Source organism: Prevotella sp. C0026C3 (assembly GCF_056590795.1).
In genome coordinates this window covers 63,408-83,929 of the sequence record NZ_JBWPWW010000008.1, presented here as the reverse complement: position 1 = coordinate 83,929, position 20,522 = coordinate 63,408, and the positions used below count along the sequence as shown (strand labels likewise).

The following is a 20,522-nucleotide window of genomic DNA, read 5'->3' as shown; positions in this document are numbered from 1 at the left end:
TTAGATAATATTTAATAATGGAAGAGAAAAAGACCGTTGTTCCAGAAAATGCACAGGTACAGGAACAAGAAGAACAGTCATCATTTGACTTTCTAGCCCTCTACACGACATTAGTCTTAAATTGGAAATGGTTCCTTGTGTCGCTTATTATCTGTATTGGTGTCGCTTTGGTATATCTGAGATATGCTACTCCTATCTACCAATCGCAGACTAAGTTGCTCATCAAAGACGATGACAACAACCGACGTGGTGGAGGTAACGCTTTGCAGAATATTACTTATTTGGGTATGATGTCCAATTCTAATGGTATAGACAATGAAATGGAGATTTTGTCTTCCCATTCTATTGCGGAGCGAACTGTTAAGAATTTGAAGCTATATACGACCTATTATAGTATAGGTAAGGTGAAAGATAACCTTTTATACAAGAATCAACCGGTCAATGTAGATATGGATTGGAAGTATCTGGATAAGTTGGTATTCCCTATTCAGTTGGAGCTGGAAAAGGCATCTGATGGAAGTTATCATATTACCGGTGAATATTATGCTGTCTACAAAGATGAGGTCGTGGAAGGACCATTTAGTATTGATGAGGTACTGAAATCACTTCCTGCTAAGATTTCTACGAAAGTAGGTATCTTGCGTTTTGAAAAGAACCATGCATATGTGGAGAATCCAAAGAAAAAGATGACCGTATCAAAGGCTGTGGTAGAGTCACCTAAGAATGTAGCTAACAAGTATGTACAGAGATTGGCGGTTAGCCAAACTTCTAAAATGACCACCATTGCACAGCTCGTTTTGAACGATGAACTGCCCGAACGTGGCCGAGATTATTTGAATCAGTTGATAGAATGCTATAATCTACAGGCTAATGAAGATAAGAACGAGATTGCTGTTCGTACAGAGGAATTCATTAATAGCCGTCTAGAAAAGATTAATGCAGAGCTTGGAAATACTGAGGGTGCTTTGGAATCTTACAAGCGTAACAACAATATGGTGGAACTAAAATTGAATGCTACACAGTCTGTGGCCAATCAAGATCAGTTCAGCCAAAAGTTAGTAGAGGCTAATACCCAGATGGCTTTGCTCAACGAGCTAAATGCAACTCTACACGAATCGGGTAATAGATATCAGCCATTGCCTTCTAATGTAGGTTTGAAAGATGAGAGCACAACAGCTCTTATCCAAAAATATAATGAGATTGTATTGGAAAGAAACAGATTGTTGAGAAGCGCATCAGAGACCAGCCCGACGGTAACTCCATTGACAGCACAGCTTGATGAGTTGTTGCTCAGTATCCAAAAGGCTATGGCTCAAGCTCGTAGAAACATGCAGTTGCTGCGCAATGCTGTGGCTTCTGAGTACCGTAGATATAGTGGTGAGGTAGGAGCATCGCCCGAACAAGAACGTATGTTGACTCAGATTGGTCGTCAACAGGAAGTTAAGTCCGGTTTGTATTTGATGTTACTCCAAAAGAGAGAGGAAAACTCTATCTCTTTGGCAGCCACAGCCGACAAGGGTAAGATGATAGATGCACCTGAGACCATAGGCAAGATAAGTCCCAAGAATGCCATGATTCTCTTGATATCATTGATATTGGCGATAGGTATCCCTGCTTTGGTATTGGTTGTTATGCAGTTCTTCAAATATCGTATAGAGGGACATCAGGATGTTGTACGCCTGACTCGTTTGCCTATTCTTGGTGATATTCCTGTGTCAAGTGATACGATTAAGACTCGTGGCGACGTTGTCGTGCATGAAAATAAGAACAATTTGATGGAAGAAGTCTTCCGTAGCATGCGTACCAATTTGCAGTTTATGCTACGCGAGGGGCAGAAAACAATCATCTTTACTTCTACTACATCTGGTGAAGGTAAGACTTTCTTGGCTGCCAACTTAGCCGTTTCGTTTGCTTTGCTAGGCAAGAAGGTTGTTTTGATAGGACTTGATGTGCGTAAACCTCGTTTGGCTGAGCTCTTCGAAATTGACGATCATCACCATGGTATAACCAATATTTTGGTTAAGGAAGAGCCGACCCAAGAGATGATACAGGCACAGACACTCCGTTCGGGAGTACATGAGAACTTGGATTTATTAATGGCCGGACCTATTCCTCCAAACCCTGCTGAACTTTTAGCACGCGAGAGTCTTGATAAGGTTGTCAATATTCTGAAGGGTATGTATGATTATGTATTGATCGATACAGCACCTATTGGATTGGTAACAGATACGCTCCAAATCAGTAGAGTAGGAGATGCTACAGTCTATGTATGTAGAGCTGACTATACTGCAAAAGAAAGCTTTGGCCTTATCAATTCTCTCCATAATGAGAATAAAATGCCGAATATGTGCGTAGCTATCAATGGTATTGATATGTCAAAGCGCAAGTATGGCTATTACTATGGCTATGGTAAATATGCGAAGTATGGTAAGTACGCACGTTATGGCAATGGTAAGTATGATTCCTATGGCTCTTATGGGCAATATGGCACTTATGGTTCTTATGGTAGTTATGGCAACTATTCGAACAGTCATTACGGAAAGAAGGACGATAATTCCATCAAGCGGTAATTATATGATAATACAGATTAGACTTTAAATAGAATAGATGACAATAGCAGTAGATTTCGACGGTACTATCGTCGAGCATAAATATCCTGAGATAGGAGAAGAATTGCCTTTCGCAACAGAGACGCTCAAGATGCTCATTAAAGACCAGCATCGGCTGATTCTTTGGAGTGTCAGAGAGGGAAAACTTCTAGATGATGCCGTTAATTGGTGTCGTGAGCGTGGAGTGGAGTTTTATGCAGTCAATCGGGACTATCCGGAAGAGGAAGAAGAAAAGAACAACCATTTCTCTCGTAAACTCAAAGTGGAGATGTTTATTGACGATAGAAACCTCGGTGGATTGCCCGATTGGGGGCAGATTTATCACATGATACACGACCATAAGACTTTCAACGACATCATGCGTGAGCGTTTGTCGCAGGGGATGTATCAAGAAGATGAGATGCCTAAGAAAAAGCATTGGTGGCAATTTTAATGCAAAAAAATAGTATAGAAGTTTTTATATGCTGTCAAGCGCGACAGTGTGAGTTTTATTAAAGTTAAGAATTATGAGAGAGTGGGCTTGGTATTGTTACCGAGCTCACTTGTTTTATTTAATACCATAGTCGTGAGGGAGTAGGGTAGAGATGTTAAAATAAAAAGAGATACGGATTTCTAGTTGCTTTATTCTTTGTCAAGTCTTCTAGTATTGATGGGTGTCCGACTTGGTAAATCAATAGTGGTAACTATCACCGTATCTCTTGTTACATCTGCAATCCATTCATATATTTATCTGATTGCAAAGGTAGTAGCTTTTATAAGATGTGTCAATACTTATAACTCGGTAATTGATATAATCATCATATATAGGTATGCTGAGTTGAAAATAGGCCTATTGTATAACAGGTGTAATAGAAATTTACCTAATTATAATGATTGTGCGAATCGTGTTTTTTTTGTTATTTTGCAATTTATAATATGGCTTTTGACGTGTTTGATGATAAGTATTCTTCCGTGAGGATGTTTAGAGGCGGGCGTAATCAAAAGTAATTAGCAAATGGTAGGCACAGAGCTGATGTTGCTGCAAGGCCGTGCCAGCATTTCTGTTAAGGCTATGCAGTATTGCTGCCGACGTATGGCAATATTGGTGAAAGAGCCTTGCAGCAATCTCAGCGAGATGTATGCTGAAGGTAAAAGACATTATAGGCCGAAGATGAAAGGAGTCTTTGAGCAGGTTGTTAACATGTAAATAGCATTTTACAGATGAAGAATCAAAAGATGTATGAATCCGGTGACCGGCTGATTTCGATTATCAGAGATAATTATAATATACTCCAAAGTCTAGGAGCCTTTGGCATAAACCTTGGTTTTGGAGACAAGACTGTGCAGGAAGTTTGTGAAGATCAAAATGTCGATACCTATACTTTCTTGGCTGTTATCAATTTTGCTATTAATGGTTATCGGGATTATGACGATGCCGACCGACTATCTATCCCTACATTGATTCAGTATCTGCGTGCGTCACATGCTTACTATCTGGATTTCCAACTGCCATTTATGCGCCAGCAACTCATGAACGCATTGGACGAGAAGGATAATTTGGCACGACTCATCATGAAGTTGTACGATGAATATGCACATGCCATTCGCTCGCACATGACGTATGAGGAGAAGACTGTTTTCCCATACGTGCATTCTCTTTTGAACAATGAGGCCGATACAAATTATGATATTGAGACTTACTCGAAGCATCATGGACAGACCGATGTAAAGTTGAGAGAATTGAAGAATATCATCATCAAGTATTTGCCGAGTGATGGATTGCACAACAACCAATTAACGGCTGCATTGTACGATATTTATAATAATGAGGAGTGGCTGGCTCAACATGCTCGTGTGGAAGATGAGATATTCACGCCGGCTATCAGGAGATTGGAGAAGAAAGCACGCCAAAGCGACGTCACGGTGAAGATTTCCAATATGATAAAGCAGAATCCTGATAGTGGGGATTTGTTGAGTGAGCGCGAGAAAGAAGTTATTATTAGTCTAGTACAAGGTATGACTAATAAGGAAATTGCCGACCATCTGTGTATCTCTATCAATACGGTTATTACGCATCGACGCAATATCGCGCGTAAATTGCAGATACATAGTCCAGCCGGACTTACTATTTATGCAATTGTAAACAACTTGGTAGACATATCTTCTGTCAAGTTGTAACTTGCTAGGAATATTAAATCTTATTGATATCTACGTATCCGTGCATTACTGCGTAGATGGTCAGAGCCGACACGCTCTTGAGTCCAAGTTTCTCTTGGATGTTCTTTCGGTGTGTAATCACAGTTGTCATACCGATATTTAATTGGTCGGCAATCTCTTTATTGATGTAGCCTTGAGCTACTAATGACAACACTTCTATCTCACGATCTGATAGAATTTTAGCCTTCAACACGTTGGGCATGGGAGGTAAATTCTTTCCATGTGAATGTCCATGTTGCGCTAACATGAGAAGCGATTTGATGAGTTGGTCTTCGGATACGTTGATACTCAGACAGCGGAAATCGCTTAGTTGGGAATTGGGATCGCTGGAAGTGGTAAGTACAAAGGTCTTTTGCTTGCGTTCCAAGAAAAACGCTCTATGCTCCAATACGATTTTAATGGATACGAAGTAGTGGAAGAAACCGTCAGTATTGTTGTTCTCCAATTCGTCGAAATTGCTGAAAGTTTCTATCGTCATGATGGGCATGACGTTTTGAAGTATTTGTTTGAGCCCTAGAATAGCTAAGGTGTTGTTGTCTATGATGGCAATTTTGGGTCTGCCTGAAGCTTCGTGTCTATTCATGCTACAAATATATTAAAAATCTTACAATAACTCGATTTGCATGTATCTTTTTTAGAGAAAGGGCGCCAATAAGTGTGCAAACCATCCTCTAAATTTCTGCCAACCGGTGCGCCAATGATTCCATTCCGCTTCAGTAAGTTTGAAACAATCTTTCTTCTCTACATCAAATAGATTGCTTAACTGCCTGGTTGTGCATGAATCTACGATGACAGCATTTTCCTCATAGTCCCAATTGAGACTTCTTGCATTGAGGTTTGCACTGCCTACTGTGCACAACTTGCCGTCTACCATGATGATTTTCGTATGGTGGAATCCCGGCTTGTACATCCAAATATTGCATCCGTGTTTCATCAGTTTGTGCGCATTGTAGAAGCCACAGTCGGGAGTTAGCGGAATATCGCTCTTGATACTGAGCATGATTTCGACCTTGACGCCACGCTTGACGGCATTCTTTAATGCCTTCTTAATGCGGTGATTTAGAGTAAAGTAGGGGTTGATAATCTTAATACTATCGCGTGCCGACTGGATGGCAGAGGTGTAGAACTCGCGTATTATCTCGTTCGAGCGTACGGGTTCTCGGTTGATAATGCCCACCATCTTGTGATAGGCGGTAGCGGTGGTGTCTGGTTTGAGTCCTTGGAAATCATCTGTAGATTCACCTCCTCTGAAGTATTGCGCTCCGTGAATGTCTTGATTGGTGGTTTTATTCCATATTCTGAGGAAAATACTTTGTAGCGTATTCACCTCATTTCCCTCTATACGACAGTGCATGTCGTGCCATTCGCCTACAACTTTTGTTCCGTTTATGTAGTAGTCGGCGACGTTCATACCTCCTGTATAGGCAATTTTTCCATCGATGACTACAATCTTTCGATGGTCTCTAGAGAAGACATGATTAATCCATGGAAACCTTAATGGATCGAATTCGTAGATTTCTATGCCGTTTTCTCGTATTTTTTTGAGATGTCGTTTCTTTAAGGGTTTATTGTTAGAAGAGTTTCCGAAAGCATCAAATAAGGCTCTCACTTCCACTCCTTCCTTTGCTTTCTCGGTCAAAAGGTCGAAAAGTTGATTGGCAATAGAGTCGTTGCGGAAGTTGAAATATTCTAGATGGATGGATTGTTTGGCTTGACGAACAGCTTTGAATAAATCGTCAAATTTCTCTTGTCCGGTCATTAAGAGTGTTACGGAATTGTTGTGAGAGAACTTTATTCCATAGTTCCGCAAGTGCTGAACGACTAGAGAATCACTAGACTGTGCATATCCCCAGCTGTAAACAAAGAGATATGCACAGATAATTATAAAGCGTTGGATATGATATTTGGGTAAAGACATTCTCCTTTTTAAATCATACAACTATAATGATCTACTACACCAAGGAGTTTCTTTTCGTTGTCTGTCACTAGAACAGTGTGTATCTTATATTTGTGCATGATACGTTGAACCTCGGTAATCTTAGTTTCCGGCAATACCATCTTGGGTTCACGGGTCATAATATCACTGACTGTATGATTGAAAAAGTCGGCTTGCCATCTTTCCATGGCGCGTCGAATATCCCCGTCGGTAATCAATCCTGAAACCTTACCGTCCTGCAATGAGATACCCAAACCTAGTTTTCCTTTGCTCACATCAATAATGGCTTCGCCCAAATGTGCCGATTCCGAGATGATAGGCATATCGTTGCTACGCATCACATCTTCTGCTGTTGTGAGCAGCCGTTTGCCAAGTTCGCCTCCGGGATGGAATTGTGCGAAGTCTCTAGATTGGAATCCTCGCACTTGCATTAGGGCAATTGCCAGCGCATCTCCCATGGCTAAAGCAGCCGTTGTACTACTTGTGGGAGCCAAATTTAGCGGACATGCCTCTTTCTTCACATGCACTTTGATATGTGCATTGCTGTATTTGGCTAAGAGAGAGTTCTCGTTACAGGTCATCGAAATGATGGGAACGTTCATGTGGAGTACCACAGGAATGAAGCGAAGCAACTCGTCTGTCTGCCCCGAATTGCTGAGTGCCAGCACCACATCGTCTTGTGTCATGACACCTAAATCGCCATGGTACACATCCAAAGGATTGATAAAGAAAGCCGGTGTGCCCGTACTTGCCAGTGTGGCAGCTATCTTTGCACCCACATTACCGCTTTTTCCTACACCGGTGATAATGATTTTCCCGTGACAATGGTACATCATATTCACAGCATCTTCAAAGTTATGGTCTAGTTGGGGAATCAATTCCAACAAGGCTTCTGCTTCATCTTTGATGCATTGTTCGCCCCATTGTCTTATTTGTTCGCGCTGTATATCGTTGATAGTATCTTTTTCCATTAGAGTAATTCCTTGATAAGTGATTCTAATTTATGCAATTCCAGCATGTTCGGGCCGTCTGATAAGCCTTGGTCGGGAGTAGGGTGTACCTCAAAGAAGTATCCCGTTGCACCGAATGCTTTGGCTGCTTTAGCCATTGCCGGTACGAATTTGCGGTCTCCACTTGTACTTCCATTTCCCCCTCCGGGACGTTGAACGCTGTGCGTACAGTCCATAATGACAGTCTGTACTATTTCTTTCATGTCCGGGATATTGCGGAAGTCAACAACCAAATTATTATATCCAAATGAGTTACCTCGTTCTGTAAGCCACACCTCTTTAGCCCCACTTTCGAGTGCTTTCTGTACGGGGAAGCGCATATCATTGCCGCTTAAGAACTGTGCTTTCTTGATGTTGACGATGCGTCCGGTGCGGGACGCTGCTATCAAAAGGTCGGTTTGGCGGCATAAGAATGCTGGAATCTGAAGAATATCACACACCTCTGCTACAGCTTCGGCTTGATAACTTTCGTGTATATCAGTGGTAATTTTCAGCCCATAACGTTCTTTTACCTGTGTCAACATTTGCAAACCTTTCTCCAATCCCGGTCCCCTGAACGAGTGTAGTGAGGTGCGATTGGCTTTGTCGAAAGATGCTTTGAATACGATTTGAGTATTTAATGTTTTGTTGATTCTGATAATTTCTTGCGCAACGGTGTCCAAGAGTTCTTGCGACTCTATCACACATGGTCCCGCAATGAATATGGGTTGTTGTTGATTATTAGACATCTTAGATGATTGTTTTATGCAAAAGTAGTCATTTTGAGACTAATTTGCAAGTGTTTTATTCTTGTTTCAGGCTGATAGCTTCGGCTTCTTCTTTGTTGGAAGTATTCAATATACGTACTTCACGTTGTGGGAATGGAATCTCTATACCGTGGGCATTGAGTGTCTCATAGATGCATTCCATAATAATACCATCATCACCAAAATGGGTAAGTACGTTCACCCAAACCAATATTTTCAGTGTGATACAACTGTCATCGAACTGAGTCAATACTATTTTGACAGGTCGAGCAGGATCGGTAATACCTAATTTCTGAATGGCATTGATGAGAATATTCTTTGTCTCCGCAATGTTTGTGCCATATGCCACACCCACTTCCAAAACGTCAAGTTCGTATCCATGGTTCTTTGTTATGTTCTTATAGTTCTTTGTAAGGAGCTGACTGTTTTGGAAAGCAATGACACTTCCGTCGGTAGCCTCAATCATGGTAGAGGTGTAACTGATGGAACTTACCTTGCCACGGATACCATCGCACTCTATGTAATCGCCTACCTTGATACGTCCGGCCATCAATGATATACCATAATATATATTCTCCAGAATGTCTTTAGAGGCAAAACCGACACCGGTAGAAAGACCACCTGTGATGACAACCAACCATGTGTTGCTGACGTGGAAGATGCTCAAACTGATGAGCAACCATGTTCCCCACACGACAACTTGGATGACATTCTTGGCCATAACCATGCGACTGGCGGCTGTAGAAGGGTCACTCTGTTCGAAATGATGGTACAGAAAGCCTTGCGATGTATGGTTGATATACGCAAAAAGGAAGTATAAGATGATGACCAGTGCCACCGTTGAGATGCTAGCCATGAAGTTTGTGGTATGTATAAAGTCTTGTGTGAGGATGCGTTTAGTAGTATCGCTCAGATTGAAGACGTCTGCAGCCCAATAGATAGCGATCATGACTGAGAGTACACCTAGCGTTGGTAGCAAGACCGAATAGACGAGCCTAAAGAACCATGTCTTTGTAATAGGCTGCTGCATGATACCTTTTCTACGTGAATATTCTCTGAGCCATCCTGACAAACAGGTGATGGTAAGGACGCAAGTGAGCTGCATCATCCACCAAATCAATATTTGTACGCTGAACAATACATAACCTATCCATGAACTGATTACTGATAGTGAGAAGACGAGGAGCGAACAATAGGTGTAGAATACATCGCTTTTGGGAATATTGTTATTGTGTTTTCTGATGACGTACCATTGCCATAAAGTACATAAAAGCTGGATAAGTGGCAAGCTCAAGTTTACTACATCGTTCGGCATCAAAGTAATTCGGAAAGCTATCACGATAAAGCTAATAAGCATAATAGGGGAATAAATCTGGAATCCGCTTTTGATTTGATTGCCGTCGAGTCGTAAGAGTAGGGAGATAAGAATAACACCTAGCAACCACATATATTCTACCATGAGACCGCTAGCCATATAGATAAAGTTTTGGTCGACCGTAAATCGCACGACACCTAGTATGATAGCAAGTGAGATAACACTCGTTGATAGCATCACACAATTGCGCTTTTCGAGGAAAGAAGGCGTGCACAGGCGTTTCGGTATGAGGAATCTAATGACCAATATGTTGAGAGCCAAGGCGATAGCTCCATAGAAAAGGATACTGATAAACAGTCCTATCATGAACTTGAGGTCCCATTGTGAAATTGTCTTCGACTTGATAAAATACTTGGTTTCAACCGTCTCTTTGGTTTCTATCCAATTCTTTTTGAGCCTTGACAATACTTCCAAATAGTTGGTACCCGAATTGCTGAAGATACTGTTTTGTATGTCTGAATACCGTTTGTTGGCGTAGTGGTCCAGATTGCGAAGATGTTCCTCCGTCATTTTGTAATACTTAATGTATTCCGTAAACTGTTCGGAATTGTCTTTTAGGGTATGTCTGATGTTGACAGCAAGCGTCAAACATACATTACGGTCTATTTTAGAACGCTCCGAGAGGTTGACGGTGTACATGCTACTAAGACTTGTTATCAAGCTATCGTAGCGCGAAATCTCTTGGTTTGTCTTCTTCAAGAACAATCTGAAAGGCATGACGGATTCCTTAAACGTACGGTATTGCTTGGTAGCTTCGTGGCATGCGTAAGTCAAATCGAATACATATTCAGGCTTTTGCGAATAGAGCATCAGTGCATTTTGGTTACTTTTGCCCCATGCCGTCATGATGTTGTCGCGCACTTGCTGTTGTTGTTCCTTCTGCAGGCCGGCTCTTTTTTCAAGCTCGGAGTGGTAGTTGGTCAACTCGGTGCGCAATATAGATAGCGTGTTGGCTAAATCTTTCTCTTTAAGAACAGCATGTCCATTGAGTCCAAAACACATGAAGACAGCGAGTGTCAGTACTATTTTCTTATACATAAGTTCTTGGTCATTTGATGACAAAAGTACGAATAAATTGTGGCAGTGGCTCTTTCGACAACAATTTTTTTTTGTGTATTTTACTTCAAACTGGGTTACTTGAGAACTTGTTTTTATGGATTTGCTATTTCGTATAGTCAATATCTCACTAAAAAAGTCCTCATCTCTGACTTAAAAGTTGAAAGACTTCATTTGCTGCAAAGGTTTGGCAATAGTACTGCCTAGTCCATTCAGCAATGCTGCAAAGCCTATACAGCATTGTTGCCATGGCTTTGCATTCTGATAGTTGACAAGTTTATAAATAGACGAGTTGGCTAGTTTGTGAGTTTATAGAGGCTTTGTATAGGTTTGAAAGAGAGTATAGAGAGTCTTTCTTTAGCTATGTGGGGTAACAAAGTATTATTGTTTGATAAAATAGTATCATTAACTGTGCTGATAGTCTAGCCTTTGGTGGATAGAGTCTTTGAATGGGTTGAATGCATAGCATCTGCTGTTATGAGGCGTAGAATCGTGTATGTAGGGAACCTGTGTTTGCAGAATAGGGAAGAGGATGATAAAGAAGTTGTTACTTGATAGTCTTTTTGGTGCTATTTAGATGATAAATTCATTTTGCAAAAATTGCAAAACATCGGGCAAGAAAGTGTCAGTTTTTTGAATTTGTTTGTTTTATCTTTGCAAATAGAAAAAAGCGAGTTGTAGAATCAACTTATAACCTAAACAAATCGTAAGTATCTAACTTGGAAAATAGAAATGAAGACCAAACTGTTTTATTTGTTGTTACTTTTGACCATCGTTCTTCCGTCTTGTGCCCAAAAGTGGGAACATTTGGCTGATACACCACAGATGGGCTGGAGCACGTGGAATAAGTTTCAGGGAAATATCAATGAAGATATTATCATGGGTATTGCCGATGTGATGGTGTCTTCCGGACTGAAAGATGCCGGTTATACCTATATTAATATAGACGACTGTTGGCATGGAAAGCGCGATGCTAATGGCTTTATACAGGTTGACTCGGCGAAATTCCCTCATGGAATGAAGTATTTGGCCGACTATGTACATTCAAAAGGCTTGAAACTTGGTATTTATTCGGATGCCGGAACAGAAACTTGTGGTGGTATGCCCGGCAGTTTGGGACATGAATATCAGGATGCTTTGCAATATGCCCGATGGGGTATCGACTATTTGAAGTATGATTGGTGTAATACTACGAATATTGATCCGCGTGGTGCTTATCAGTTGATGAGTGATGCTTTGCGGGCTGCTGGTCGTCCCATTTTGTTGAGTATGTGCGAGTGGGGAAGCAGTCGGCCTTGGAAATGGGCACGAGAAGTGGGGCATTCTTGGCGTACGACACCTGATATTTGGTGCGATTTTGATAGCTTGCGTGTATTTCCTACCTATACTCAATTTGGTGTTATGCAGTGTGTTAATTATAATGATACCTTGAGGGCTTACGCCGGTAAGGGGCATTGGAACGACCCTGATATGTTGGAAGTGGGCAATGGTATGACCGTGAATGAGGATAGGGCACATTTCACTATGTGGTGTATGATGGCTTCTCCACTAATTATCGGTAACGATATCCGGCATATGTCCGTTGACACAAAGGGCATTTTAGAGAATAAGGAATTGATAGCTATAGACCAAGATAGCCTGTGTGTGCAGGGATATCACTTCAAAGACGAACAAGGAGTAGCCTTTTGGCTCAAACCATTGGCTAATGGAGATTGGGCTTTCACACTTCTGAATGTTTCTAAAAGAGCTACTAAAGTACAGTTGAATTGGTGCCGGTTGAGCGGTGTGAAAGATGATGTTTCGGGACGAACGACGGATTTTGCTGATAATATATATAAGGTACGAGACCTATGGAAACACAAGATTGTTGGCAAGACGAGCAAAAAGGATCAAGTAAGTATGGTCGTAGATGTTCCTGCAAGAGATGTGATAGCCTTTAGATTGATGAAATGAAAATGACAAGCTACTACAAAATAATAAGTCTTCTTACACTGTGTTTGCTAGGTTTTGTGCCTATGCAGGCACAGATTAGAGGCAACAATATCGTTGTGATGGTACAACCTGACCATCAAGATTGGAACTATCGTGTTGGCGAAAAAGCGGTATTTACTGTACAAGTATTGAAATCTAGTACCTTGATGGATGATGTGAAGGTAGACTTAGAAGCTGGACCTGACATGTATCCGACGGTGAAACGGACTGTAACCTTGAAGAACGGAACAACTCGTGTGAGCGGAACGATGACGCAGCCCGGTTTCTATCGTGTGAAGGCCATGGCTACGATAGCCGGTAAACAATACACTGGATTGTGCACGGCAGCCTTTTCGCCTGAGCAGGTGAAGCCTTATGCGCAATGTCCTGTAGACTTTGATAAGTTCTGGAGCAATGCTTTGGCCGATGTTAGGAAGAACGATTTGAATCCTACAAAAGTGTTGCTGCCTGAGCGGTGTACCAAAGATATGAATGTATACGAGGTGAGCTTTACCAATAATTCTTCTCAAAGTAGAATGTATGGTATCCTATCTGTGCCGGTAGCCGATGGTAAATACCCTGCTCTGTTGCGCGTACCAGGAGCCGGTGTCCGTCCTTATGGTGGTGACACCTATACAGCTCCGGGTAAATGTATTGTGCTGGAAATCGGTGTACATGGTATTCCTGTGACAATGAAACAAGAAGTTTACGACCGTCTTTTGCAAGGAGCTTTGAATAATTATTGGTCTGTAAACTTGGACGAACCGAATCAAAATTACTATAAGCGAGTGGTAACGGGGGCTGTCAGAGCTGTAGATTATATTGCTTCGTTGGCAGCTTGGGATGGTAAGACACTTGGAGTAACGGGGGCAAGTCAAGGTGGTTTCCTGTCGTTGGCGGTGGCTGCGCTGGATAAGCGTGTTACTTTCTTGGCTGCGGTACACGATGCTATGTGCGATTATGAGGCCGAACTGCACGGTGTGGCAGGCGGTTGGCCACATTACTTCTATCATAATAAAGGTGTAGATAAGAAGAAATTGGAGGGTGCAAGATATTATGATGGTGTGAACTTTGCCCGTCGTATTCAGGTTCCGGGATGGTATTCGTTCGGTTACAACGACGAGGTTGTTCCGCCGACATCATCTTATGGTCTTTATAACACCATTCAAGCAGAAAAGGAATTGAGCGTATATCAACAGACTGGTCACTTTTGGTACCAAGAGCAATGGGACGAATGGCAGGGTTGGTTGATTGCACATTTATTGAAAAAATAACTTGTTAGTATGAAATTTATCCATCTATCACTGTTTTGGGGCATGATGTTTATGAGTACAATAGCCTTAGGGAGCAATACTCCGGCAGAGAAATTAATCTTTCGATTGAAGAAGATTCAGAAGAAAGGGATTATGATTGGACATCAAGACGACCCTGTATATGGACGTACATGGAAGTGGGATACAGGACGTTCTGATGTGAAAGATGTCTGTGGAGACTATCCAGCTGTGATGGGATTCGACTTAGGTAAATTGGAATTAGGGCGAAAAGAAAACTTGGATGGAGTGTCTTTCGACCGGATGAGAGAGGAAATCATAGCCCAACATGCCAGAGGTGGTATTGTAACATTGAGTTGGCATCCTGATAATCCTGTGACCGAAAAGACGGCATGGGATCCTAGTGGCGATGCGGTGAAAGCTTCTTTGCCTCATGGTACACATCGTGCTAAGATGAGGGAGTGGGTTGATAAGGTTGGTAATTTTATCCTATCACTGAAAGATAAGGGAGGAAATTTAGTCCCGGTAATATTCCGTCCGTTCCATGAAATGTCGGGTGGATGGTTTTGGTGGGGCAGTAATAGCTGCACACCGGAGGAATACCAGCAGCTTTATCGAGTGCTTTACAGGCGGTTGGTAAGCATGGGATGTGACAATCTCGTATGGGCTTATTCTCCAAATGTAGGTTACGATGATTTCATGAAATATTATCCCGGTGATCAATATGTGGATTTGTTGGGTATTGATATCTATGAATTTGATAAAGACAACGCCAAGTATCAGCTGTCGGTGAAGCAATGTCTAGATGAATTGGCAGCCCTTGGGAAGCAAGAGAATAAGCTTATTGCATTCACAGAGACAGGTTGTCAAGGGCTACCTTACGCTGATTGGTTTTCCCAAACATTGTGGCCGGCTATCAAAGATTATCCTATTAGCTATGTACTTTTTTGGCGTAATGCGTGGGATAATGCCAAAGAGTGCTATATGACTAGCCCCGGCCATGCCACAGAGAATGATTTTAAGGCCTTTTATAAGCTGAAGAAGACCTTGTTTGTAAACGATATTAAATAAAAACACATACGTAATGAAGAATTCTAAGGAGAAAGTAGAGCTTTTGAAACAGCATCATCAAGAACTTTTGAAGCGCCCGAATGTGCCGGAAGAGTGGGGGAATGGCATTTATACAAGATATAAATATCCAGTCTTGACAGCTGAACATACTCCTTTGGAGTGGCGATATGATTTCGACGAACAGACCAATCCTTATTTGATGCAACGCATTATGATGAATGCAACCATGAACAGTGGTGCTATTAAATGGAATGGAAAATACGTGTTGATGGTTCGCGTTGAGGGTGCAGACCGTAAGAGCTTCTTCGCTATTGCAGAGAGTCCGAACGGTATAGACAACTTTAAGTTTTGGCCAACTCCTGTTACGATGCCCGATGATTTGGTTCCGGCGACGAACATATACGACATGAGACTCACACAACATGAGGATGGTTGGGTGTATGGAGTGTTTTGTGCTGAACGTCACGACGATACTTGTCCGAACGATTTGAGTGCTGCTACCGCTACAGCAGCGATTGGTCGAACCAAAGATCTCATCCATTGGGATCGCTTGCCTGATTTGAAAACAAAGAGTCAACAGCGTAATGTGGTGCTTCATCCGGAATTTGTTGATGGCAAATATGCTTTTTATACACGTCCGCAAGATGGTTTTATAGATGCCGGTTCAGGCGGTGGTATCGGTTGGGCATTGGTAGATGACATTACTCATGCGGAAATCAAAGAAGAGAAAATCATCAATTTGAGACACTATCACACCATCATGGAGGTGAAGAATGGAGAAGGACCGCATCCTATAAAGACCCCACAAGGATGGTTGCATTTGGCTCATGGCGTGCGTGGATGTGCTAGTGGACTTCGCTATGTGCTCTATATGTACATGACAGCACTGGATGAACCAACACGTGTTATCGCACAACCGGGTGGTTATTTCCTTGTTCCGCAAGGTGAGGAATATATTGGTGATGTGATGAATGTGGTGTTCTCTAATGGTTGGATAGCCGACCCTGATGGCACGGTCTATATCTATTATGCCTCTTCAGATACTCGTATGCATGTGGCAGTGTCTACTATCGACAAGTTGATAGATTATTGTATGCACACGCCAGAGGATGGTTTTACCACTACACATAGCGTAGAGACCATTAAAAAGTTGATAGAAAAGAATCAAAACTTGGGTACATCGAAGTAAAAGTAGTACTTTTGGATGAACTTTAGATAATATTTGATACAATGGCAAAGAGCAAGTTGATAGAGAAGGTTGGTTATGGTTTTGGAGATATGTCTTCCAGTATGTTTTGGAAGATATTCTCCTATTATCTCCCGTTTTTTTATAGTAATATCTTCGGATTGCGTTTGGCAGATGCTGCAACCTTGATGTTGGTCACTCGAATATGGGATGCTGTCTCCGATCCTATGATGGGAATTATCGCCGACCGCACCAATACGCGATGGGGAAAGTACCGTCCTTATCTGTTATGGGTAGCCCCACTGTTCTCTATATCGGGCATCTTGCTGTTCACTACTCCAGATTGGGACTATGCTGCAAAGCTTATTTGGGCTTACGTTACCTATATTTTGATGATGACAGTCTATACTGCAATCAATGTTCCTTATGGCGCTATGTTGGGCGTATTGACTGATGATTCAAACGAGAAAACGGTGTTTTCCAGCTTCAGAATGTTCTTTGCTTATGGCGGTTCTTTTATTGCTTTGTTTGCATGGGAGCCTCTGACACGCCTCTTCGGTGGCTATGATAGCACGCAAGGATGGTTCTGGGCTATGGTTTCGATTGCCGTTGCATGTTTTATTTTGTTCTTGCTTTGCTTTGCAATCACGCGTGAACATTTGAAGACGGTGTCTAATGTGAGTATTGGTTCGGATATAAAATCGTTGCTACACAATAAGCCTTGGTGGCTGTTGATAGGTGCTGCGCTCTGCTTTAACCTGTTTAATACGGTGCGTGGGTCTACGGTTGCCTACTTCTTTAAGGATATTATAGGTGATCAAGCTGTCTTGTTGTTCTTCACTATACAGTTGGCTTTTTATGGAGGATTGTTCCTTGGAGTGGGTGAAGTGTCTAATATGCTGGGGGTATCTATTACTGTTCCTATTGCTAATTGTATCGGGAAGAAGACTACTTTCATCTTGGTAGATATGCTATTGATAGTTTTGAGCATCACCTTTTTCTTTATTCCTTGTAGTCCGACAGGTTATTGGTGGATGCTGATATTCCAAGTATTGATTTCTATTCTTACCGGCGTGATGAGTCCATTAGTATGGAGTATGTATGCCGATGTAAGTGATTATGCTGAGTTGAAGTTCAAAACAGCTTCGACAGGACTTATCTTTAGTAGTAGCTCTATGGCTCAAAAGTTTGGTGGAGCCATCGGTGGTTCGGCTGCATTATGGCTATTGGGTGGCTTTGGATATATCACAGATCCGGCTATTCTAGCCCAAGGTAGCGTGACACAACCTGAAGTTGCGCTCACCTGTCTGCGTTATTTGATGAGTTTTATCCCTGCCGGCGTGGCATTGGTATCACTCGTTGTGGTTTACTTCTACCCTTTGACGACGGAGAAGATTGAAGATATTAATACACGATTGAAGGCTGTGCGCCGTATAGAAGACTAGAGTTATGAATGGATTTAAGCAAATCATGCAAGAAGTCTTGGAGCATAATATTCTCCAATATTGGCTTGATAAGGCTGTCGATCAAGAACGTGGAGGTTTTTATGGCAGAATAGATGGGCACGATGTTTTGCATGCCGATGCCGATAAGGGAGCTGTTTTGCATGCTCGAATCTTATGGGCTTTCAGTGCAGCTTACCGTGTCTTGCAGAAGCCGGAATACTTAAAGGCTGCCATGCATGCTAAGGATTACTTGCTAGAGCACTTCGTGGATAAAGAATACGGAGGCGTATATTGGTGTGTGGATTGCAATGGTGAACCGGTAGATACAAAGAAACAGACTTACGCTATAGGCTTTGCCATCTATGGATTGAGCGAATATGCACGTGCTACCGGCGATCGACTGGCACTTGATATGGCTATTCTGTTGTATCATGACATAGAAAATCATGCTTTCGATAGCAAGAATAATGGTTATATCGAGGCTTTGACGCGTGAATGGGAACCCATTGCCGATATGCGATTGAGTGATAAAGACGAGAATGGAAGTCGTACGATGAACACGCATCTCCACATCATAGAACCTTATACGAATCTCTATCGGGTATGGAAAGATGCCGGATTGGAGCAGCGTATTCGCAATTTGCTGACCATATTTACAGACAGAATACTCAATCATAAGACTTGGCATCTTGACTTGTTTTTTAATGATGAGTGGGAGAGCGAGCGCAATATTCAAAGCTTTGGTCATGACATTGAGGCTGCATGGTTACTTCATGAGTCTGCACTTGTTTTGGGAGATAAAGCTTTGTTGCGCACTATTGCCCCCTTGGTTCGTCGTATTGCCGATGCAGCCGATGAAGGTTTGCAGGCCGATGGTAGTATGTTGTACGAACGTTGGCTAGATTCCGGCCGTGAAGACAGGCAACGCCAATGGTGGGTTCAGTGCGAAAACATCGTCGGTCATGTGAATCTATACCAACATTTTGGTGATGAAGAGGCGCTAGGTGTGGCTGTGAGATGTTGGGCATACGTTCAAAAGAACCTCATAGACTGGAAGATTGGCGAATGGCATTGGGCGATGCTAGATGATGGAACTTTGAATTTAGAGGATGATAAGATAGGGTTATGGAAGTGTCCATACCACAATAGTCGCATGTGCTTGGAATTAATGGAGCGCATGTAGATAGTAACTCATGGTAAATATTAGATTGCTTATTTCTTGAATCCGGGAGGATGAAGGAACTACTAGAAACAAATTAACAGTAATAGAGTTGGCTAGTGGTCGCCTATATAGCTAGTTGGAGGCGACCTACTGACAACTCTTGAAAGATTAAATGACAGATTTCTAAAAACAAAACTACACACGACTCTCACCAAAAGTGAGAGCTTTTTTGTTTGAAGCCTTTGCCATTACCTTTGTTTTGGCTAATTTTGCAGTCATGAAGAGAGTTATCTTGACATTGTCTTTACTATTGTTAGTGACCATTATGGTAAAGGCTGAAACCGAGCATACGAAAACAAGCGACTTAACCACTATACCTGCACTTCAAGAATTGGGACATCAACTCTTGGAAGGGAAGCAAGGAAGCATTGTAGCTATTCGTCCTGAAACAGGAGAAATCTTGGCATTGGTTAGTAATTCTTTGGATTCCAGTAAGATCAACCGCGCCATCACGGGCATATATTCACCGGGGTCGACTATCAAGACTGCCCAAGCACTGACGCTATTGTCGGAAGAAGAGGTGACTCCTCAAACTACTTATCCTTGCAAGAAAGGCTTTTGGAAGCAGGGAACACACGTAGGTTGCCATCCTCATAGTCCTTCACTCAATCTTGTAGATGCTTTGTCTCATTCTTGTAACACATGGTTTTGCGAATCGTTTATGGATATGGTGGCTGATACGATACGCTATGAGACTTATGGACGAGCCGTGGATGTATGGAATGATTACATGCAAAGCTATGGGTTGGGGCATACATTAGGAGTCGATGTACATGGAGAAGCCGGTGGGTTGATACCTAATGCCGAATTCTTAACGAAACGCTATGGCAAGAAATGGAACGAACGTCAAGTGCTATATTTCGGTATGGGGCAGGGACTTATACTTGTTACACCTCTCCAACTTTGCAATTTGGCGGTGACTATAGCTAATCGAGGCCATTATTTCACGCCTTACCTACATCGCAGTTCGGTGAAGGCTGACCCTGTAAAATATTATACTCCACATGTAACCATGGCTACACAGGCAGCTTATCGGACTGTGATTACGGGTATGAGAATGGCCGTGATGCATGGTACCTGTAAAAGTATGAACACCAAAGCGTATGCCATTTGCGGTAAGACGGGGACGGTAGAGAATGCTGGTGAAGACCATTCGGTATTCATAGGCTTTGCTCCTGCGACTCAGCCTAAGATTGCAATCTGTGTGTTTATAGAGCATGGAGGGATGGGAGCAGACGTCGCTGTGCCCATAGCTTCAGCCATGATCAAGAAGTATATGGGCAAATAATTGTGTTTAGTATTTCTATATTATCTCCCATCTTTGCCCACTTGTCTACTCGTTTACTTGTTAACTTCTAGATGTTCTTGTCTACTTGTCAACCTGTTTACTTGTTAACTAAATTACTGCACCGGTTTCGCAGCATTGCT

Annotated in this window: 16 protein-coding genes; 11 read left to right on the top strand and 5 right to left on the bottom strand. The window is 42.1% G+C overall.

The window, feature by feature from the left end:
• The first annotated feature begins 17 nt into the window (after positions 1-17).
• From AC1EK4_RS06945 to AC1EK4_RS06930, 4 genes are all read left to right on the top strand, one after another.
• Entirely contained in the window at positions 18-2,570 is a 2,553-nt protein-coding gene (locus tag AC1EK4_RS06945) for a GumC family protein (RefSeq protein WP_480357573.1), read from the top strand.
• A 37-nt stretch (positions 2,571-2,607) separates the two neighbouring features.
• Positions 2,608-3,042 (top strand): BT0820 family HAD-type phosphatase, encoded by a 435-nt coding sequence (locus AC1EK4_RS06940; RefSeq protein ID WP_036897201.1) that lies wholly within the window; start codon positions 2,608-2,610, stop codon positions 3,040-3,042.
• Positions 3,043-3,603: 561 nt separating this feature from the next.
• Positions 3,604-3,795, top strand: coding sequence for a hypothetical protein (locus AC1EK4_RS06935; protein WP_036897198.1), 192 nt, complete (start codon positions 3,604-3,606; stop codon positions 3,793-3,795).
• A 14-nt stretch (positions 3,796-3,809) separates the two neighbouring features.
• Complete coding sequence (locus AC1EK4_RS06930; RefSeq protein WP_036897195.1) at positions 3,810-4,766, top strand: LuxR C-terminal-related transcriptional regulator; 957 nt, start codon at positions 3,810-3,812, stop codon at positions 4,764-4,766.
• Between the two features lie 13 nt (positions 4,767-4,779).
• On the opposite strand, the gene AC1EK4_RS06925 is transcribed toward AC1EK4_RS06930, so the two are convergent.
• From AC1EK4_RS06925 to AC1EK4_RS06905, 5 genes are read right to left on the bottom strand one after another with little or no spacing between them, the layout of a single operon-like run.
• A complete protein-coding gene (locus tag AC1EK4_RS06925) occupies positions 4,780-5,388 on the bottom strand; it encodes a response regulator transcription factor (RefSeq protein WP_052052836.1) in 609 nt (202 codons plus the stop codon).
• A gap of 51 nt (positions 5,389-5,439) precedes the next feature.
• Positions 5,440-6,723, bottom strand: coding sequence for a cardiolipin synthase (gene cls, locus AC1EK4_RS06920; RefSeq protein ID WP_036897189.1), 1,284 nt, complete (start codon positions 6,721-6,723; stop codon positions 5,440-5,442).
• Positions 6,724-6,731: 8 nt separating this feature from the next.
• Positions 6,732-7,712: a KpsF/GutQ family sugar-phosphate isomerase gene (locus tag AC1EK4_RS06915; RefSeq protein WP_480357572.1), complete on the bottom strand. Its 981-nt coding sequence runs from the start codon at positions 7,710-7,712 to the stop codon at positions 6,732-6,734.
• Positions 7,712-8,479 carry a 3-deoxy-8-phosphooctulonate synthase gene (gene kdsA, locus AC1EK4_RS06910; protein WP_036897185.1) on the bottom strand — a complete coding sequence of 256 codons (768 nt, stop codon included), beginning with the start codon at positions 8,477-8,479 and terminating at the stop codon, positions 7,712-7,714. Before kdsA ends, AC1EK4_RS06915 begins: the two co-directional genes overlap by 1 nt.
• A 55-nt stretch (positions 8,480-8,534) precedes the next feature.
• Positions 8,535-10,910, bottom strand: coding sequence for a mechanosensitive ion channel family protein (locus AC1EK4_RS06905; RefSeq protein ID WP_480357570.1), 2,376 nt, complete (start codon positions 10,908-10,910; stop codon positions 8,535-8,537).
• A gap of 750 nt (positions 10,911-11,660) precedes the next feature.
• Between AC1EK4_RS06905 and AC1EK4_RS06900 the strand changes: the two genes are divergently transcribed.
• From AC1EK4_RS06900 to AC1EK4_RS06870, 7 genes are all read left to right on the top strand, one after another.
• On the top strand, positions 11,661-12,881 hold the full coding sequence (locus AC1EK4_RS06900; protein WP_480357568.1) for a glycoside hydrolase family 27 protein: 1,221 nt from the start codon (positions 11,661-11,663) through the stop codon (positions 12,879-12,881).
• A 2-nt stretch (positions 12,882-12,883) separates the two neighbouring features.
• Entirely contained in the window at positions 12,884-14,173 is a 1,290-nt protein-coding gene (locus AC1EK4_RS06895; RefSeq protein ID WP_480357567.1) for an acetylxylan esterase, read from the top strand.
• A gap of 9 nt (positions 14,174-14,182) precedes the next feature.
• Positions 14,183-15,241, top strand: coding sequence for a glycoside hydrolase family 26 protein (locus AC1EK4_RS06890; RefSeq protein WP_062432868.1), 1,059 nt, complete (start codon positions 14,183-14,185; stop codon positions 15,239-15,241).
• A gap of 13 nt (positions 15,242-15,254) precedes the next feature.
• Entirely contained in the window at positions 15,255-16,430 is a 1,176-nt protein-coding gene (locus AC1EK4_RS06885) for a glycoside hydrolase family 130 protein (RefSeq protein ID WP_480357565.1), read from the top strand.
• Positions 16,431-16,471: 41 nt separating this feature from the next.
• Positions 16,472-17,872, top strand: a complete 1,401-nt coding sequence (locus AC1EK4_RS06880) for an MFS transporter (RefSeq protein WP_480357564.1) — start codon at positions 16,472-16,474, stop codon at positions 17,870-17,872.
• A 4-nt stretch (positions 17,873-17,876) separates the two neighbouring features.
• Positions 17,877-19,055 (top strand): AGE family epimerase/isomerase, encoded by a 1,179-nt coding sequence (locus tag AC1EK4_RS06875; RefSeq protein WP_480357562.1) that lies wholly within the window; start codon positions 17,877-17,879, stop codon positions 19,053-19,055.
• Between the two features lie 256 nt (positions 19,056-19,311).
• A complete protein-coding gene (locus AC1EK4_RS06870) occupies positions 19,312-20,382 on the top strand; it encodes a penicillin-binding transpeptidase domain-containing protein (RefSeq protein WP_082721668.1) in 1,071 nt (356 codons plus the stop codon).
• Positions 20,383-20,522: the final 140 nt, after the last annotated feature.